This is a genomic window from Intrasporangium sp. Soil_C_50 (genome assembly GCF_057656595.1).
Map to the genome: position 1 here is coordinate 91,611 of NZ_JBDGKB010000006.1, position 17,088 is coordinate 108,698.

General features: G+C 74.0%; 15 protein-coding genes. 7 read left to right on the top strand and 8 right to left on the bottom strand.

From position 1 onward, the window contains the following. Window positions 1-111: 111 nt before the first annotated feature. On the bottom strand, window positions 112-2,487 hold the full coding sequence (locus tag AC3A5R_RS14620; RefSeq protein WP_487621495.1) for a heavy metal translocating P-type ATPase: 2,376 nt from the start codon (window positions 2,485-2,487) through the stop codon (window positions 112-114). 95 nt (window positions 2,488-2,582) lie between these two features. Beyond that, window positions 2,583-3,404, bottom strand: a complete 822-nt coding sequence (locus AC3A5R_RS14625) for a PIG-L deacetylase family protein (protein ID WP_487621496.1) — start codon at window positions 3,402-3,404, stop codon at window positions 2,583-2,585. Window positions 3,405-3,438: 34 nt separating this feature from the next. On the opposite strand from AC3A5R_RS14625, the gene AC3A5R_RS14630 reads away from it, so the two are divergent. From AC3A5R_RS14630 to AC3A5R_RS14650, 5 genes are all read left to right on the top strand, one after another. Next, window positions 3,439-4,566 carry a glycosyltransferase gene (locus AC3A5R_RS14630; RefSeq protein WP_487621497.1) on the top strand — a complete coding sequence of 376 codons (1,128 nt, stop codon included), beginning with the start codon at window positions 3,439-3,441 and terminating at the stop codon, window positions 4,564-4,566. Beyond that, window positions 4,563-5,279 carry an NUDIX hydrolase gene (locus AC3A5R_RS14635; RefSeq protein ID WP_487621498.1) on the top strand — a complete coding sequence of 239 codons (717 nt, stop codon included), beginning with the start codon at window positions 4,563-4,565 and terminating at the stop codon, window positions 5,277-5,279. Before AC3A5R_RS14630 ends, AC3A5R_RS14635 begins: the two co-directional genes overlap by 4 nt. Before the next feature lies 1 nt (window position 5,280). Then, window positions 5,281-5,646, top strand: a complete 366-nt coding sequence (locus AC3A5R_RS14640; RefSeq protein ID WP_487621499.1) for a hypothetical protein — start codon at window positions 5,281-5,283, stop codon at window positions 5,644-5,646. 30 nt (window positions 5,647-5,676) lie between these two features. Next, the gene (locus AC3A5R_RS14645) at window positions 5,677-5,895 is read left to right on the top strand and encodes a hypothetical protein (RefSeq protein ID WP_487621500.1); all 219 of its coding nucleotides are present in this window, start codon (window positions 5,677-5,679) and stop codon (window positions 5,893-5,895) included. A 307-nt stretch (window positions 5,896-6,202) separates the two neighbouring features. Further along, window positions 6,203-7,129, top strand: a complete 927-nt coding sequence (locus tag AC3A5R_RS14650) for a type IV toxin-antitoxin system AbiEi family antitoxin domain-containing protein (protein WP_487621501.1) — start codon at window positions 6,203-6,205, stop codon at window positions 7,127-7,129. Window positions 7,130-7,186: 57 nt separating this feature from the next. On the opposite strand, the gene AC3A5R_RS14655 is transcribed toward AC3A5R_RS14650, so the two are convergent. From AC3A5R_RS14655 to AC3A5R_RS14670, 4 genes are read right to left on the bottom strand one after another with little or no spacing between them, the layout of a single operon-like run. Next, window positions 7,187-8,779 (bottom strand): amidohydrolase, encoded by a 1,593-nt coding sequence (locus AC3A5R_RS14655; protein ID WP_487621502.1) that lies wholly within the window; start codon window positions 8,777-8,779, stop codon window positions 7,187-7,189. Further along, window positions 8,776-9,768 (bottom strand): quinone oxidoreductase family protein, encoded by a 993-nt coding sequence (locus tag AC3A5R_RS14660; protein WP_487621503.1) that lies wholly within the window; start codon window positions 9,766-9,768, stop codon window positions 8,776-8,778. Before AC3A5R_RS14660 ends, AC3A5R_RS14655 begins: the two co-directional genes overlap by 4 nt. Before the next feature lie 10 nt (window positions 9,769-9,778). Continuing rightward, window positions 9,779-11,329 (bottom strand): wax ester/triacylglycerol synthase family O-acyltransferase, encoded by a 1,551-nt coding sequence (locus AC3A5R_RS14665; RefSeq protein WP_487621504.1) that lies wholly within the window; start codon window positions 11,327-11,329, stop codon window positions 9,779-9,781. A gap of 3 nt (window positions 11,330-11,332) precedes the next feature. Beyond that, window positions 11,333-11,914, bottom strand: a complete 582-nt coding sequence (locus AC3A5R_RS14670; RefSeq protein WP_487621505.1) for an N-acetyltransferase family protein — start codon at window positions 11,912-11,914, stop codon at window positions 11,333-11,335. Between the two features lie 58 nt (window positions 11,915-11,972). Here AC3A5R_RS14670 and pcrA point away from each other — a divergent pair, with 58 nt between their 5' ends. Further along, complete coding sequence (gene pcrA / locus AC3A5R_RS14675; protein ID WP_487621506.1) at window positions 11,973-14,471, top strand: DNA helicase PcrA; 2,499 nt, start codon at window positions 11,973-11,975, stop codon at window positions 14,469-14,471. A 110-nt stretch (window positions 14,472-14,581) separates the two neighbouring features. Here the strand turns inward: pcrA and AC3A5R_RS14680 are convergent, their stop codons facing one another. Further along, the gene (locus AC3A5R_RS14680) at window positions 14,582-15,409 is read right to left on the bottom strand and encodes a M23 family metallopeptidase (protein ID WP_487621507.1); all 828 of its coding nucleotides are present in this window, start codon (window positions 15,407-15,409) and stop codon (window positions 14,582-14,584) included. 125 nt (window positions 15,410-15,534) lie between these two features. Further along, on the bottom strand, window positions 15,535-16,470 hold the full coding sequence (locus AC3A5R_RS14685) for an esterase/lipase family protein (RefSeq protein ID WP_487621508.1): 936 nt from the start codon (window positions 16,468-16,470) through the stop codon (window positions 15,535-15,537). 152 nt (window positions 16,471-16,622) lie between these two features. On the opposite strand from AC3A5R_RS14685, the gene icmB reads away from it, so the two are divergent. Next, window positions 16,623-17,045 carry a coenzyme B12-dependent isobutyryl CoA mutase small subunit gene (gene icmB, locus AC3A5R_RS14690; RefSeq protein WP_487621509.1) on the top strand — a complete coding sequence of 141 codons (423 nt, stop codon included), beginning with the start codon at window positions 16,623-16,625 and terminating at the stop codon, window positions 17,043-17,045. Window positions 17,046-17,088: the final 43 nt, after the last annotated feature.

Consider the following 17,088-nt stretch of genomic DNA (forward strand, 5'->3'; position numbering starts at 1 on the left):
TCCTGCCGACGACCGGTGGTCGCCGGTGAGCCGCGGCACGCGGTCGGACACGCCGGTGACCGCGCGATGCGGTGACCGACGGTCGTCCGGCGGTTACCTGACGTCTGTGCGTCACGGACGCCGTGGCGTCGGGTCGGCCTGTGCCGCAGGCGTTCCCGCGGTGTGCGGCACGAGCGCGAACGCGCCCTCCTCCTCCTGCGCGTTGTGCAGGCGGCACACCGCGTAGAGGCCGTAGAGCAGCCGGCGCAGCTCGGTGACGTCCTCGGGACGGACGCGTCCCGCGTCGGTGATGTCGTCGAGGAGGCGGCGCAGCCGGCCGACCTGCTGCTCGATCTCGGCGTGGGTGCGCCGCAGTCCGCGCGCGGCCGGCGCGCCCAGGGCACGCGTCACGATCGGCATCAGCTCGTCCTCGTCGGCCCGCTCGTGCGGCACGAGGTCGCGCTCGAGGCGCGCGAGCAGCGCGACGACCGGGGCGATGTCGGGGTCGTGGCGGTCGAGCCCGTCGGCGACGGTGCGGATCGACTCGACGGCCACCAGTGCCACCTCGTGGCCCTCGCGCAACCGACGCGCGGTCGCGACGTCGGCGTCCGACATCGACACGGTGTGCATCCGCCCCGGCAGCAGCACCCGCAGCGCGATGGCGATCGCGAGCACGTCGATGGCCTCCTGGAGCACCGCGCCGGCCGCGGGTGCCAGCAGGCCTGCCGCGGCCGCGCCCATCGCCACGACCGACAGCCCCATCCCGACGACCACCGCCTCGAGGGCGATCCGCCGCGACCGGCGCGCGATGAGGATGGCGTCGGCGAGCCGGTCGACGCGGTCGACCGTGAGCACGACGTCGGCGGCCTCCGAGGACGCCGTCGCGCCCCGGGCCGCGAGCGCGACGCCGACGCCGGCCGCGGCCAGCGCCGGGGCGTCGTTGACGCCGTCCCCGACCATGATGGTGCGAGCGTGCGCCGACTCGTCGCGGATCGCCGCGAGCTTGGCGGCGGGGTCGTGGTCGGCGAGCACGGCGTCGACGCCGACGACCCGTCCGACGGTCTCGGCGACGTCGTGCCGGTCGCCGGTCACGAGCACGGTCCGCTCGATGCCGGCCTCGCGCAGTGCCGTGAGCATCCGTGGCGCGTCCTCGCGGATCGGGTCCGCGAGGAGGAACACGCCGGCCGGCTGGCCGTCGACCGACGCGAACACCGTGAGGCAGCCGTCGAGGGTGGCCCGGCGCCGGGCCTGGGACACCCATCCCGGCGCGTCGGCGCCGACCGTCCACGACGCCTTGCCGAGCCGTACGACGTGGTCCTCGACGCGTCCCTCGAGGCCGTAGCCGTGCACCTCGCGGACGTCGGTGGGCAGCGTCAGGGGCAGGCCGCGGGCCCGCGCCGCACCGACGACCGCGCTCGCGAGCGGGTGCGGCGACACCTGGTCGAGCGACGCGGCGAGCCGGACGACATCGGCCTGCGCCGACGCGTCGGTGCCGGCGCCCGACGCCGGCGGCGGCACGACGACCGACGTCACCTCGGGGCGGCCGTGCGTCAGGGTGCCGGTCTTGTCGAAGAGCATGACCTGCCCGGCCGCGAGCCCCTCGAGCGCGGCGCCGCCCTTGACGACGACGCCGATCCGCGCGGCCCGCGACACCCCCGACATGACGGCCACGGGCGCCGCGAGCAGCAGGGGGCACGGCGTCGCGACGACGAGCACCGCCACGGCCCGCACCGGCGTCCCGCCGAGCCACCACGCGAGGCCGGCGACGAGCAGCGTGAAGGGTACGAAGAGAGCGGCGAAGCGGTCCGCGGTGCGCACGAGCGGTGCCGAGGCGGCCTGCGCCTGCTCGACCAGACGGACCACGTGGGCGTAGGTCGAGTCGGCCGCGAGGGTCGTCGCCACGAGGTCGACGGGCGGCCCGGCGTTGACGACGCCGCTGCGGACGTCGTCGCCGGCGGGGTGCTCGACCGGCATCGGCTCGCCGGTCAGGGCCGACTCGTCGAGGCTCGCCGGCCCGAGCACCCGGCCGTCCACCGGGACGACCTCCCCGGTGCCCACGACGAGGACGTCGCCGCGCTGCACCTGCTCGACCGGCACGACGTCGATCGACGTGGCCCCGCGGCGGCGGGCTGTGCGCGGCGTCCGTTCGACGAGCAGGCGCAGGTCGCGGTCGGCCCGTGCGGCGGCCCGCGCCTCGAGCAGCTGCCCGCTCGCGAGCATGACGGTGATCATCGCGCCCGCGAAGGCCTCACCGACCCAGAGGGCGCCCGCGAGGGCGAGGACGGCCACGACGTCGACACTGGCGCGGCGTGCGAGCACGGCCCGCGCCGTCGTCCAGCAGGACACGACGAGACCGAGGACCGTCGCGGCGAGCCACAGCGCGCGCGCCGCCTCGGACCAGGCGTCGTTCCCGGTGCGGAGCCCGGCGACGGCGACGATGGCACCACCGCCCAGCAGGCCTGCGGAGGCGAGGAAGAAGAGCGTGGGTACGCGTCGACGCCACCTCACCCCTCCATCATCGTGCTGCTGCGACCCGGTGGCCGGCGTCCGCGACAGGACTCACACCGCCCGCGTCTTCGCATGGATGGAGCGGTGGCGCGGCGTCAGTCGAGGCCGTCGAAGACGTCGCGTCGCACCGGGCTGCCCGGCGGCAGCGACCGGTCGACGAACCACTCCCGACCGAAGACGAGGTCGTAGAGCGGGCGGGGGATGCGCAGGAACGCGGCGAGCGTGCGGTCGGCGCCGCCGTCCGCGCTCGCCTGGGAGGCGTGCGCGCGCATGGATGCGCGTTTGGCCGCGATGTGCCGCCGGACGCTGATGCGGTGGGTGATCTCGCTGCGGGCCGAGAACGCCCGGTCGAAGCTCGAGCGGTCGAACTCCGGTGGGAACCGGTAGACCTTCGCGGCGAGGTCGATGGCCCGGCAGATCGTGTCGCGGGGCACCGTCGCCTCGAGCACGGTCGGCGTGCCGGCGATCTGGGCAGCCCGGGTCCCGACCTCGTGGACCTTCTTGTGGTCGGGGTGGCCGTAACCGCCGTTCGGTTCGTAGTGCAGCAGGACGTCGGCGTCCTCCTCGCGCAGGATCGCGGCCAGGCGCGTCGCGGCCTCCTCGACGTCGGCGCGCACGAACCGCGTCGCTCCCGGCGGGTCGGGAGCGACGTCCGGGCCGAGGCCGCTGTCGGCGTACCCGAGATGCTCGACGCGGGCGACGCCGAGGGCGCGGGCGCTCGTGCGGAGCTCGTCCATGCGCGTGGCGGCGAGCCGGCCTTCACCCGTGAACTCGCTCGCGGCGAGGCCGAGCTCGCCGTCGGTGGCCACGACGACGACGACGCGGTGCCCCTCGGCGGCGGCGCGCGCCATCGTGCCCGAGGTGAGCAGGGCCTCGTCGTCGGGGTGGGCGTGGAAGGCGACCAGAGTGTGCGGCATCGGCCCCATCTTGGCCCATGACAGAGTGTGACCCGTGAAGGTGGCGCTGCTCTCCGACTGTTACCTGCCGCGGCTCGGCGGTATCGAGGTGCAGACCCACGACCTCGCCCAGCAGCTGCTCGCGCTCGGCCACGAGGTGGAGGCGTTCACCGCGACCCGCGGGCCCGAGGGGCAGATGCACGGCGAGGTGACGGTCGTCGACGGCGTCGCGGTGCACCGGCTCGCCGCCCGGGTGCCGTGGGAGCTGCCCGTCAACCCGTGGGCCCCGAAGGAGCTGCGCCGGCGGCTCGTCGAGGGCGGCTTCGACGTCGCGCACGTCCAGACCGGCGTCGTGTCCCCGTTCGCGTGGGACTGCACGCGCGTCACCGTGGGACTCGGTCTGCCGACCGCGATGACGTGGCACTGCATGCTCGCCGGCGTCGCGCCGGCCTTCGGCGCGGCCGGGTTCGTGCGCCGCTGGGCTTCACGCGGCGTCGCGATGTCGGCGGTGTCCGACGTGGCGGCCGAGCCGCTGCGCCGCCTCGTCGGCGACGGCGTGCACGTCGGGGTGCTGCCCAACGGTATCGACGCTGCCCGATGGGCCGTCGGCGTCCCGGGCGAGCGGGCGCCCGGCCCGCTGCGCCTCGTCACCGCGATGCGTCTCGCCGCACGGAAGCGGCCGGCCGCGCTCGTCGCGCTCGTCGAGCGCGCCGCTGCCCTCGCCGGCCCCGGGTCGCTCGAGCTGACGGTGCTCGGTGAGGGGCCCGACCGCGGTCGTGTCGAGAGGTACGTGCGCCACCACGGCCTCGACTGGGTCCACCTGCCCGGACGCGTCAGCCGCGACGAGGTGCGCGAGCGCTACGCAGCCTCCGATGTCTACCTGTCGCCGGCGCGCCTGGAGTCGTTCGGCATCGCCGCCCTAGAGGCCCGCACCGTCGGGCTGCCCGTGATCGGCCGGCAGGGTTCCGGCGTCAGCGAGTTCGTCATTGACGGCGTCAACGGACGCGTCGTCGACAGCGACGACGCCATGGCCCTGGCGATCGCCGACCTCGCCCGCGACCCCGCCGAGGTGGCCCGCATGAGGGCCCGCAACCTCGCCCAGCCGCCCGCGCAGGAGTGGTCGCGCGTGGCCCGGCTCGCGGTGTCCGAGTACGAGCGCGCCGTCGGGCTGGTGCGCCGATGAGGACCAACGTGCCCGGCGGCATCCGCATCGTCGCGCTGGCGGCGTCGGGCGAGCGGGTGGCGTCGGAGCCGCTGCACCACGGCGCCGACCCGGTGCACGTGCTCGGCCTGGCCGGGTGGGCGGTCGACGCGCCTCTGACGTCGTCGATGGCGGATGACGGCACGCTCGAGATCGCCTACCGCGCAAGCCCGCTCGTCGGCGAGGTGCCGCCGCCGGGGACCGTCTTCCGCGACCCCGATGTGCGCGTCGGCGACCCCGCCGTGCCCCACCAGCGCGTCGCCGCGTACGCCGTCGTCACGAGCGCGCGGGGCGTGCTGCTCACCGAGTTCACCAACCTCACCAACGTCGAGGGGGAGTGGGGCCTGCCCGGCGGTGGGCTCGACGAGGGCGAGGCCCCCGTCGACGGCCTGCACCGCGAGGTGTGGGAGGAGACCGGGCAACGCGTCGAGCTCGGCGACCTGGTCGCCGTGCAGTCCTCGCACTGGTTCGGCCGCGCCCCGTCGGGCGTCGTCGAGGACTTCCACGCCGTGCGCATCGTCTACGCGGCCACGTGCCCCACGCCCGGCGACCCGGTCGTCCACGACATCGGCGGCACGACGGCCGACGCGCGGTGGTTCGCCCCGCACGAGATCGACGACGTGCCGCTCACCAGCTCGTGGCGCCGGCTCGACGCGCTGCGGGCCCTCGCGCGACGCGACTACGACGCTCCGTAGGATGACCGCCATGGACCTCGTCTACAACCTGCTCGTCGTGCTCCACCTGCTCGGCATGGCCGCCATCGTGGGCGGCTGGATCGCCGTCCGCTCGGGGCGCACGGTCATCGCACCGGTCGTGTGGGGAGCCCGGGCCCAGATCGTTACCGGTGTCATCCTCGTCGGCATCGCCGAGGCGCTCAAGGACGAGGAGCACCACATCAACAACACGAAGATCGCCGTCAAGCTCGTCATCGCCCTCGTCGTGGCCGCCATGGCCGAGATCGGGCACGCCCGCTCCAAGCGCGGCGAGGACGCCGGCACCTTCCTCGACGTCGCGGGCGGCGGGGCGGTCGTCAACGTCGCCGTCGCAGCCCTGTGGGTGTGACCACCGGCCGCTGAAGCGGAGGTACTCCGGATGCGTTGGGACGCAGGCGTTCTCGCGGGCGTCCTCATCGGGCTCGTGTGGCTGGTGGCCGGCACGGTGCTCGTCGTCATCGGCCGGCGGCGGCGTCGCGCGGCCGCAGCCCAGGGCGCCGAGGGAGCGGGCAACGTCGCCGTCATCGGCATCTTCCTGCTCGTCGTCGGCGCCCTGACCTGGTTCGCCACCCTCCTCCTGTCCGTCGTCCCCGGCTGAGCACCTCGTCCCACCCGCCACCCGCCGCCCCGCGCCATCGGTGCCCCTCCACGTCGAGTGAGCACCCCGTCCCACCCGCCACACGCCGCCCCGTGCCATCGGTGCCCCTCCACGTCGAGTGAGCACCCCGTCCCACCCGCCACACGTCGGCGGCGAGCGTTCAGGAAGACGACCACCATTCGGCATTTCGAGCCCGACCCGTGCTCGGAGCGGCCTCGGGATGGCATTCGTGGTCGTCATCCTGAACGTCTTGGGTCGCTGTGGATGACGCGCTCGGTGCCGTGCTCGGCTCGGCCAGAGTCGGCTCATGCCCAGTGCCGCTCCTCTGGTCCGATTCGTCACTGCTCTCGGCGGCGTCGCCAGGAGGGGTGAGCTGACGCCGCGGTTCACCGGGCGCGAGATCTCGGCCGCCGTGCGTGACGGCGTCCTCGTGCGCGACGCGCCGGGCCACTACGCCCTCCCCACCGCCGATGCTGCCCGTCGGGCGGTTCGCCGTGTCAACGGCGTCGCGGTCGGTCGGAGCGCCGCGGCCATGTGGCGTCTGCCGCTCAAGACCCAGCCGACGCGGCCGGAGGTCGCCGTGCCCAGGGGTCGACGCGTCCGTCCCGAGGACCAGCGGGCGTGTCAGGTGCAATGGCGCGTCCTCGACGCGCACGATGTCCACGACGGGGAGGTGACGACGCCACTGCGCACCGTCATCGACTGCGCGCGGACGCTGCCCCTCGACGAGGCCCTGGCCGTGGCGGACTCCGCGCTCCGGCACCGCCGCGTCACCAGCGACCAGCTGCTCGCCGCAGCAGGTGCCGTTCCGCGCTCAGGTCGTGCGGCGGCTCTCCGCGTGGCGCGGGAGGCGAGCGGCAAGGCGGCCAACCCGTTCGAGTCGGTGCTCCGCGCCATCTCGCTCGAGGTGCCCGGGCTGCGCCTCGTGCCGCAGGCACCCATTCGGAGCGCCGGCCGCACCATCCACCCGGACCTGAGCGACGCCGGGCTGCGGATCGTCGTCGAGGGCGACAGCCACGAGTTCCACACCAACCCGCGCCAGATCGACATCGACTGCGAGCGCTACGACGAGCTGACCCTCGACGGCTGGCTCGTGCTGCGGTTCTCGCACCACCAGGCGATGGCACGGCAGGACTGGGTCCGGGACACCATGGCGCGCGCCGCGGTGTCCCGGATGACGACCACCATCGCGGCGCTGAGCACAGGTCGGTCGGCAACGCGGCGGGCTGGGTGATGATGGTCGTCATCCTGAACCGCGGTGGGTGTTCGGGATGCTGCCGGCGGGGTGGGGTCAGGAGGCGTCGTCGACGAGGGCGCCGGCGATGCGGGTCTGGAGCACCCGGGTGTCGCGGATCGCGGCGGGCTCCGAGTGCTCCAGCGCCCACGGGTCGCGGTCGAGGCAGACGAGGTCGGCGAGCTGTCCGAGGGCCAGGCGTCCCACGTCGGTGCGCCCGACCGACGCGTGGGCCGCGACGGTGAACGCGTGCACGGCCTCGTCGAGGGTGACCCGCTCCTCCGGACGCCAGCCGCCGAGTGGGTACCCGTCGGCGCGCTGGCGTGTCACGGCGGCGTGCAACCCCCAGAAGGGGTTCGGGTCCTCGACCGGGGCATCCGACCCGAACGCCACGGCGACACCGGCGTCGAGGAAGGTGCGCCACGCGTAGGAGGCGAGCCGCCGCGGGCCGATGATGGCGTCGGCGAGGTCGAGGTCGGCCGTGCAGTGGCTCGGCTGCATCGAGGCGACGACGCCGAGCGCCCGGAACCGCGGCACGTCGACGGGCCGCACGTGCTGGGCGTGCTCGACGCGCAGCAGGGCGTCGGCACCGACCCCACCGGACGCGCGGACCGCCTCGAACACGTCGAGGACGAGCCGGTTGGCCTCGTCGCCGATGGCGTGCGTCGCGACGTCGAGCCCCGACCGCACGGCGAGCAGCGTGCGCTCGAGCAGCACGTCGTGCGGCATGGCCGCGATGCCGCACCCCTCGTGGCCGACGAAGGGCTCGGTCATGTGCGCGGTGTGCGAGCCGAGGGCGCCGTCGCTGAAGAACTTGACCGGCCCGACGCGGAACACGTCGTCGCCCTGGCCTGACCGGCGCCCCTGGGCGATGGCGGCCTCGAGGTCGCCGTCGCGGGTGCACTTGGTGACCCGCAGCTGCAGGACGCCGTCGGCGTGCATCGCGGCGTAGGCGTCGCGGGCGTCCTCGCCGTCGATGTCGGTGATGCTCGTGAGGCCGACCGACAGCAGCCGTTGCTGGCACCGCTCGAGCCACGGCCGCAGCGGTCCCTCGTCGTGGTCGATGACGAGCAGCAGCTCCTGGGCCTTCTCGCGCAGGATGCCGGTGGGCTCGCCGTCGACGTCACGGTCGATCTCGCCACCGACGGGGTCGGGGGTGTGCCGGGTGATGCCCGCGGCGCGCAACGTCGCCGTGTTGGCCCAGATGGTGTGGCCGTCGACGCTCGCCAGCGCGGCGAGGCGTCCTTCGGTGACCGAGTCGAGGGCGCGCCGGTCGGGCTGGACCGGCACCTCCCACACGTTGTGGTTCCAGCGCCCGCTGTGCAGGCCGGTGCCGGGCGGGAGCGTCGACGCGTGGGCCGCGACGCGTCCCAGCGCCTCCTCGAGCGACGTGGCGTCGCGCAGGTCGACGGAGGCCATGTCGCGCGAGAGCCACTCGGTGTGCACGTGCGCGTCGTGCAGGCCCGGCATGACGACGACGCCCGGCAGGTCGACGACCCCGCAGGAGCCGACCGTGGCGGCCTCGCGGGCGTCGGAGCCGACGGCCACGACGCGTCCGTCCTCGACGAGCAGCGCGTCGGTCCACGGCGAGGCGCCACCGGCCGTGACGCCGGTCCAGATGCGGTCGTGGCGCAGGAGTGCCCGGGTCACCGGCCGGGCACCAGGACGAGCTTGCCCGTGGTGCGGCGGCCCTCGAGGGCCTCGTACGCGTCGGCGACGTCGGCGAACGAGTAGCGCCCGCCGACCTCGAGCCTGAGCGCGCCGGCAGCGATGGCGCCGAGCACCTCGCCGGCCCGCCACTCGTACTCCTCGCGCGTGGCCACGTGGTCCCCGAGCTTCGGCCGGGTGAGGAAGAGCGAGCCGCCGGCGTTGAGGCGCTGGATGTCGAACGGCGGCACCTGTCCGCTGGCCCCGCCGAAGAGGACCATCGTGCCGCGCGGGCGCAGGGAGGCGAGCGAAGCGTCGAAGGTCGCCTTGCCGACGCCGTCGTAGGCGACGTCGACGCCGCGGCCGGCCGCCGCGCGGATCGCCGTCGCGAGGTCTTCGGCAGCCGAGAACTGCGAGTAGTTGATGACGTGCTGGGCGCCGAGATCCGTTGCGATGGCGAGCTTCTCGTCGGTGCCTGCCGTCGCGACGACGGTGGCGCCGCCTTGCGTGACCATCTGGACGAGCAGCTGCCCGACGCCACCCGCGGCCGCGTGCACGAGTGCGACGTCGCCCTCGGACACGGCGAACGTGCTCGTCACGAGGTAGTGCGCGGTGAGGCCCTGGAGCATCGCGGCCGCGGCCACCTCGAGGTCGAGGCCGTCGGGCACGTGGACGAGCGCGGTGGAAGCCTTGTTGACGAGCGTCGACTCGCTGCCGAGCGACTGGCACCACGCGACGCGGTCGCCCGTCGCGAAGCCCTCGACGCCATGGCCGACGGCGACGACGGTGCCCGCGCCCTCCTCCCCGAGGACGAACGGCGTCGGGACGGTGTAGACACCCTGGCGCTTGTAGACGTCGATGAAGTTGACCCCGGCGGCCGCGACCTCGACCTGCACCTCGCCCGGTCCTGGCTCGGGCACGTCGTGCTCGCGCAGCTCGAGGACGCTGCGGTCGCCGGGCTCGGTGACGAAGACGCTGGTGGCGGTGGTCATGCTCGCCACCCTACGACCGTCGACGCCGCGCCCCCGGAGCGGTCGGAGCGGTGGGAGCGGTGGGGGCAGCGGCCCCGATGCGGACGAGCACGGCCACCTCCTCCTCGAGAGCCACCAGCAGCGCCTCGGGGTCGGGGACGACCGACGCGTCGGCCATGATGCCGACCCGCAGCGTGTCGTCGTAGGTGACGATGCAGAACCCGAGCGTGTGGCGCCCCGAGCCGGGCACCCAGCCGAGCACCCCGGCCACCCGGACGCCCGCGAGGTACCGGACCTGCCGCGGCCCGGCGACGTTGGTCGTGACCCCGATCGCCTTGTCGGCGAAGAAGTCGACGACCCGGCGCTCGAGCGCGGCCGGGAAGCGACCGATGACGGAGATGAGGGCGAAGGTGAGGGCGGCCTCGGGCGAGGCCTTGAGCCAGTCCATCCGCGCCTTGGACAGCGCGAGGCGACCGAGCGGCGTCGCGTCGCCGCTCGGGAAGCGCAGGAAGACGAGGGCGAACCGGTTGCCGAGCTCGCGCGGCAACGGCTCGTCGAGCGGCCTGACGTTGACGGGCACCATCGTCACGAGGTCGACCGGCGTGCGACCGTGCTCCTGCTGGTAGACGTGCAGGGCGCCCGCGACGGCGCTCATCAGCACGTCGTTGAGGGTGGCACCGACGAGCCTGCCGACGCCCTTGAGGCCGCCGAGCGGCAGGGGCTGGGTCCAGACGAGACGCTTGCCCCGCCCGGGCACGCCGCCGACCGCGCTGGTCGGGTTGGTCGTCAGCAGCAGGTCGGAGACGACCTGGCCGGTGCGGAGGGTGAAGCCGGCCGCGTCGGTGACAGCGGTGCGAGCCCCCTTGGAACGCAGGCGGTTCCAGGCGGAGCGCGCGGAGGCACGGGCGAGTCGCAGGCCCGGGCCGAGGGCACCGGGCGATGCGGGGGCGCCGACGGGCAGGGATGCCAGGTCGGCGGCCGCCGGAGGCCCGACGAGGTCGCCCGGCACACCGTCGGCGTCCTCGGTCAGCCCGAGCAGCACGCGTGTCAGGGCGATCCCGTCGGCGAGGGCGTGGTGGCTGCGGAACACGAGCGCCGCTCCCGGCCCGTGGCCCTCGACGAGGTGTACCTCCCAGAGCGGACGCGTGCGCTCGAACGGACGCGGGAGCTGCTCCTCGACGTAGGCCTGCAGCTCCGCGTCGGCCTCGGCGGCGGTCCCGCGGCCGGACAGGGTGACCCGTCGCACGTGCCGCGCGAGGTCGAAGTCGGGGTCGTCCTCCCACCGGTAGCGGCCCAGGATCCGCGCGGACCGCCGGGGGCGCTGGCTGAACACGGGGTAGGGCTCGACGATCCGGGTGCGCAGCACGTCGAGCACGCGGTCCCAGTCGGGCACCGACTCGAGGAGCACGACGGACACCACGACCATGAGGTTGGTCGGACGGTCCATGGTCAGCCAGAGCACGTCGGCCGAGCCCATCCGTCGGGGTGGCCGCCCGGGGCGAGCGGCGGGCTCGCCGGGTGTTCCTGGCGTTCCTGGCGTTCCTGGCGTTCCGGGCGACCCGGGTCGGGGGCGCGTGGCCATGGCCTAGGAGGTCGCCAGCCGCGTCAGCGCGTCACCGTCGACGCGGAAGGTGGTCCAGTCGTCGAGGGGGTGCGCCCCGTGCGAGCGGTAGAAGGCGATCGAGGGGGTGTTCCAGTCGAGCACCGTCCACTCCAGGCGCGTCCACCCGCGCTCGACGCACGTGGTCGCCAGCTCGGAGAGCAGTGCCGTGCCGATGCCGCCACCGCGCGCAGCGGGGTCGACGAAGAGGTCCTCGAGCCAGATGCCGGGCTGCCCGGTCCACGTGGAGAAGGTCGTGAACCACAGCGCCATGCCGGCGACGCGTCCGTCGGGCCGGACGGCGACGTGCGCCGACGCCACGGGTGCCCCGTCGGTGGGGAAGAGGGCCACGGTGAACTGCTCAGGCGTCGCGACGGCCGCCTCGGGCTCCTTCTCGTAGAGGGCGAGGGCCCGCACGAGGCGCAGCAGCTCGGGCACGTCGTCCGGGAGGGCGGGGCGCACGAGGAAGGCGGGGCACTCCGGGAGCGGCGCGGAGTCGGTGCGCGCACCGGAGCTGTGCTCGGGGGTCCGCTCGGCGCTCTGCTCGGCGCTCTGGTCGGGGGTCATGCACCCATCGTGCCGTGGTCGGGTGGTGTGGGTGGTCCGACGTAGGCTGGGCCCCATCATGAGCACGCTCTTCGACGACCTCCCCATGCCCGGATTCGAGCGCGGCGGGGCCGGCACCCCACCGGCGGCCGGGCGCGCCGGCGAGGTCACCGAGCGTGGCGTGCCGACGTGGGCCGAGGCCGCCGCGCAGGGTGGCGTCGCCACGCCGGGCGCAGCGCCCCACCTCGACCCCGAGGAGCTCCTGCTGGGGCTCAACCCGCAGCAGCGCGAGGCCGTCGTCCACGAGGGCGGCCCCCTGCTCATCGTCGCCGGCGCCGGCTCGGGCAAGACCCGCGTCCTGACCCACCGCATCGCCTGGCTGCTCGGCGAGCGCGGTGTGCAGCCGGGCCAGGTCCTGGCCATCACCTTCACGAACAAGGCGGCGGCCGAGATGCGCGAGCGCGTCGAGGCCATCGTCGGCCCGCGGGCGCGCGCCATGTGGGTCATGACCTTCCACTCGGCGTGCGTGCGGATCCTGCGGCGCGAGGCCGCCAAGGTCGGCATGAAGTCGACGTTCTCGATCTACGACGCCGCCGACAGCCAGCGCCTCATGGGCCTCGTGCTGCGCGACCTCGACCTCGACCCCAAGCGCTACCCGCCGCGCTCCTTCTCCTCGCAGGTCAGCAACCTCAAGAACGAGCTCATCGACGAGGAGACCTACGCCTCGCAGGTGGCCGAGGGCAACCACTACGACCGCACCGTGTCGCAGGCCTACACCCAGTACCAGCGTCGCCTGCGCCAGGCCAACGCCCTCGACTTCGACGACATCATCATGATGACCGTCAACATCCTGCAGGCCTTCCCGGACGTCGCCGAGTACTACCGGCGCCGGTTCCGGCACGTGCTCGTCGACGAGTACCAGGACACCAACCAGGCGCAGTACCAGCTGATCCGCGAGCTCGTCGGCGAGGTCAAGGGCCCGGAGGGCGCCTACGCCGTGCCGCCGGCCGAGCTGTGTGTGGTCGGCGACTCCGACCAGTCGATCTACGCCTTCCGCGGCGCGACGATCCGCAACATCCTCGAGTTCGAGAAGGACTACCCGGACGCCCGCACCATCCTGCTCGAGCAGAACTACCGCTCCACGCAGCGCATCCTCCGCGCCGCCAACGCCGTCATCGCCCGCAACGAGGGGCGTCGGGCCAAGAACCTCTGGACCGACTCCGGCGACGGCGCGATGATCGTCGGCTACGTCGCCGACAACGAGCACGACGAGGCTGCCTTCGTCGCCAAGCAGATCGACGACCTCGCCGAGCACGGCGTCAAGCCCGGTGACGTCGCCGTCTTCTACCGCACCAACGCGCAGAGCCGCGCCGTCGAGGAGGTCCTCGTGCGGACCGGCCTGCCGTACAAGGTGGTTGGCGGCACCCGGTTCTACGAGCGGCGCGAGATCAAGGACGCCCTCGCCTACCTCCGTGTCGTGTCCAACCCCACCGACACCGTCAACCTGCGTCGCATCCTCAACACGCCCAAGCGGGGCATCGGCGACCGCGCCGAGGCGTGCGTGGCGGCCCTGGCCGAGCGCGAGCGCATCCCCTTCGTCGCGGCCCTCGGCCGGGCAGAGGACGCCCCGGGCATCGCGACCCGGTCGGTCGCCGCGATCCAGGGCTTCACCTCGATGCTCGAGCAGCTGCGGCTCGTCTACGAGAGCGGCGGCGGCATCGCCACGCTCCTCGAGGCCGTCCTCGACCAGAGCGGCTACCTCGCCGAGCTGCGGGCCAGCCAGGACCCGCAGGACGAGACCCGCATCGAGAACCTCGCCGAGCTCGTCGCCGTCGCGCAGGAGTACGACGAGCGTCGGGCCCGCGACGCCGCGGAGGCCGAGGTCACGGGCGAGGCCACCTCGACGCCGGGTCAGCCCGACGCCGAGCCCGAGGACGTCGCGCCGGCGGGCCCGCTCGAGGAGTTCCTCGAGCAGGTCTCGCTCGTGGCCGACGCCGACGAGATCCCCGACGAGCCCGAGGCGCAGGCCCAGGGCGTCGTCACGCTCATGACGCTCCACACGGCCAAGGGCCTCGAGTTCCCCGTCGTCTTCCTCACCGGTATGGAGGACGGCACCTTCCCGCACCTGCGCGCCCTCGGCGACCCGAAGGAGCTCGAGGAGGAGCGCCGGCTCGCCTACGTCGGCATCACCCGCGCCCGCGAGCGTCTCTACCTGACGCGTGCGGCCGTGCGCTCGGCCTGGGGTGCCCCGCAGTACAACCCGCCGTCGCGCTTCCTCGACGAGATCCCCGGCGACCTGCTCGACTGGCAGCGGCTCGGCCCGTCCTTCAGCGGGGCCCGCGGGTCCGACCGACCGGCCGTGGCGACGCTCGCGGCCCGCCCCGGCGTCCGCAGCCCCGGCAAGCGTCCGGTCATCTCGCTCGACGCCGGTGACCGCGTCAGCCACGACGCGTTCGGCCTCGGTACCGTCGTGCGGGTCGAGGGGGAGGGCGACAAGTCGATGGCGCACGTCGACTTCGGGCCCGACACCGGCACCAAGCGGCTGCTGCTGCGCTACGCACCCCTCGTCAAGCTCTGAGCCGGACGCACACCGCCGGACACGCGACGAGGCCCGCCCCGGGTGGGGTGGGCCTCGTGTCGTGACGCCGGTCGCGTCGGTGCTGCGGGTGTTGCGGGGGGCCGGGAGGCTCAGAGGTTGACGCCGCGCTCGGCGAGCCAGGGGCGCGGGGCCACGGCCGAGCCGTCCTCGGGGTGGATCTCGAGGTGCACGTGCGGACCGGTCGAGTTGCCGGTGGAGCCGCTGTAGGAGACGAGCTGACCCGGCTCGACCGAGTCGCCGACCGAGACGACGAGGCGGCTGTTGTGGGCCATCCACGACACGGTGCCGTCCCAGTAGCGGATCTTGACCATGTAGCCGTAGCCCTCGGTGGACCAGCCGGCGAAGACGACCGTGCCGCTGGAGAGGGCGTGGACGGGGGTGCCGGTGGCGACGGCGAGGTCCTGGGCCGGGTGCATCTTGCCCCAGCGCCAGCCGAAGCCCGAGGTGAGGGTGTAGCCGGCGACCGGGACGACCCACCGGTGGGCCCGGGCGATGGCCCGGGCCTTGGCTGCCTCCTCGGCCAGGCGGGCGGCCTCGGCCTTGGCCTGCTTGCGCGCCTGCTCGGCGTCGGCGGCCTCGTTGGCGGCGTCCGCGGCCTGCTCGGCGGAGGTGGTGGCGCGGGTGATGATGGCGCTCGCGTCGCGGGCCATGTCGCGGGAGGAGCGGGAACCGGCCCGGTTGTCGGCGGCAGCGGCGACGGCGCCCGGGTCGGCGGCGAGGCCGAGACCGGCGACGGAGTTCGACACGTTCTTCATGGCGGCGGCCTCGGGGCTCAGCTCCTGTGCGCCGGCCTGCCGGATGACGAGGCCTCCGGCGACGGTCGAGGAGAGCACAGCGACGGGGACGACGAACTGTCGACCCCGCGACGGCTTCGAGGGCGGCCGGTGCCGGCCGGTGTAGCTGTTGTTGCTGGGCACGGAAGAATGACCTATCGGTTCCGGATGCGAGCGCCCAGCGTAACGTGACCGTTTCGTGACGCAAAAAACGGTTGAGAACGCAGGGGGCCAGCGGCGCGGTGGAGGGTTCGCGACTGAGCCCGACCCTAGGGCATCTGCGCCTTCCGTGGCGGTTTTCCACCGCGTGGTTTCGGCGTGCCGCCGTCGGGCGTGTGGCGGGTGCGCAGCGGGCTGACGCCGGGCGTCAGCGTCGCGCCGGTGGCGTCGAGGTGGGCGAGCGCGGCCGAGATGCCGTGCACGACGCTGCTCGTGATCGGGATGCTCATGTGCCCGACGCCGTGCAGCGCGATGTTGTGGACGTTGAGGTCGGGGTGGTGCAGGGCCGCGTTGCGCTGCGGCACGACGACCTGGTCGAGGTCGGACCAGTAGGCGATGAACCGGGTCTGGCAGTCGCGCACCGGCCGGGCGAGCTCGGCGAAGAGCCGGCTGCGGGGGCGCAGCTGGCGCGTGAGGCCGTTGTTCCACGCGTAGGCGAGGTAGCTGCCCCGGTGCGGGGTGCCCAGCGTCACGAGCGTGTGGACGTGCGCGTCGCCGCCGAGACGCGTCACGTAGTAGCGGGCGATGAGCCCGCCCATCGAGTGGCCGATGACGTGGATGCGCTCGTAGCCGGTCTCCTCGACGATCCGCTCGACCTCCGTGCCGAGGTCGGCGGCCGCGGCGCGGACGTCGCCGGTGAACAGCGAGTAGTTGATGGTGTCGATGCGCCCGAAGCCGCGCCGGGACAGCCCCCGGCGCAGGACGGTGAAGATGGACCTGTTGTCGACCATGCCGTGCACGAGCAGGATCGGGGTACCCGCCGCCTCGACGTCGCTGACGATGAGGCCGCGCTGGCTCGGCGTCAGGTGCCCGACGCGGTAGCCGTCGCGGCGGTCGGAGGCTCGAGCGCCGAGGTGCCCGACGGGCCAGAGCGCCATGTGCAGGCCGATCCAGGTGGCCTCGAGGGCCGCGCCGGCCAGTCCGGTGGGCGTCAGCAGGGCAGCGGCAACCTCCCCGACCGCGTCGAGGGCGCTCCTGGCGTTCACGGCGCCACGCGTCCGACGGGCCGGGGCGGACTCGGCTCGCGACGACGTCGTCACGCGTTGGGAGGCGCCCACGGCGGTGACGTTACCCCGGGTAATGGGTGGCTGGTCACTTTCGTGCTGCACCTTCGGCGGGTCTGGCTAGAGTTCCGCCCATGAGCGAGACCCCTGGTGCCGTGTCGGCCGACGTCATCCGAGTCGTCGTGGCCAAGCCCGGCCTCGACGGGCACGACCGCGGGGCCAAGGTGGTGGCCCGCGCACTGCGCGACGCCGGCATGGAGGTCATCTACACGGGCCTGCACCAGACGCCCGAGCAGATCGTCGAGGCGGCCATCCAGGAGGACGCCGACGTCGTCGGCCTCTCGGTCCTCTCCGGGGCGCACCTGACGCTCTTCGCCCGCGTCGTCGAGCTGCTCCGCGAGCGCGACGCGAGCGACATCGTCGTCTTCGGCGGCGGCATCATCCCCGACGACGACATCCCCGAGCTCGAGCGGCTCGGGGTCGCCAAGGTGTTCACGCCCGGTGCGACGACGCGCGAGATCGTCGACTGGGTGCACGCGAACGTCCACCCCGCCTGACGCGGCGCCTGCGCGAGTCGCGCCCGATTCTGACGCGTCGCCG

Bases quoted from the DNA above. Each gene is read 5' to 3' on its own strand.
- AC3A5R_RS14635 (WP_487621498.1), top strand. From the start codon at position 4,563: ATGAGGACCAACGTGCCCGGCGGCATCCGCATCGTCGCGCTGGCGGCG.
- icmB (WP_487621509.1), top strand. From the start codon at position 16,623: ATGAGCGAGACCCCTGGTGCCGTGTCGGCCGACGTCATCCGAGTCGTC.
- AC3A5R_RS14650 (WP_487621501.1), top strand. From the start codon at position 6,203: ATGCCCAGTGCCGCTCCTCTGGTCCGATTCGTCACTGCTCTCGGCGGC.
- AC3A5R_RS14660 (WP_487621503.1), bottom strand. From the start codon at position 9,768: ATGACCACCGCCACCAGCGTCTTCGTCACCGAGCCCGGCGACCGCAGC.
- AC3A5R_RS14670 (WP_487621505.1), bottom strand. From the start codon at position 11,914: ATGACCCCCGACCAGAGCGCCGAGCAGAGCGCCGAGCGGACCCCCGAG.
- AC3A5R_RS14665 (WP_487621504.1), bottom strand. From the start codon at position 11,329: ATGGCCACGCGCCCCCGACCCGGGTCGCCCGGAACGCCAGGAACGCCA.
- AC3A5R_RS14640 (WP_487621499.1), top strand. From the start codon at position 5,281: ATGACCGCCATGGACCTCGTCTACAACCTGCTCGTCGTGCTCCACCTG.
- AC3A5R_RS14625 (WP_487621496.1), bottom strand. From the start codon at position 3,404: ATGCCGCACACTCTGGTCGCCTTCCACGCCCACCCCGACGACGAGGCC.
- pcrA (WP_487621506.1), top strand. From the start codon at position 11,973: ATGAGCACGCTCTTCGACGACCTCCCCATGCCCGGATTCGAGCGCGGC.
- AC3A5R_RS14645 (WP_487621500.1), top strand. From the start codon at position 5,677: ATGCGTTGGGACGCAGGCGTTCTCGCGGGCGTCCTCATCGGGCTCGTG.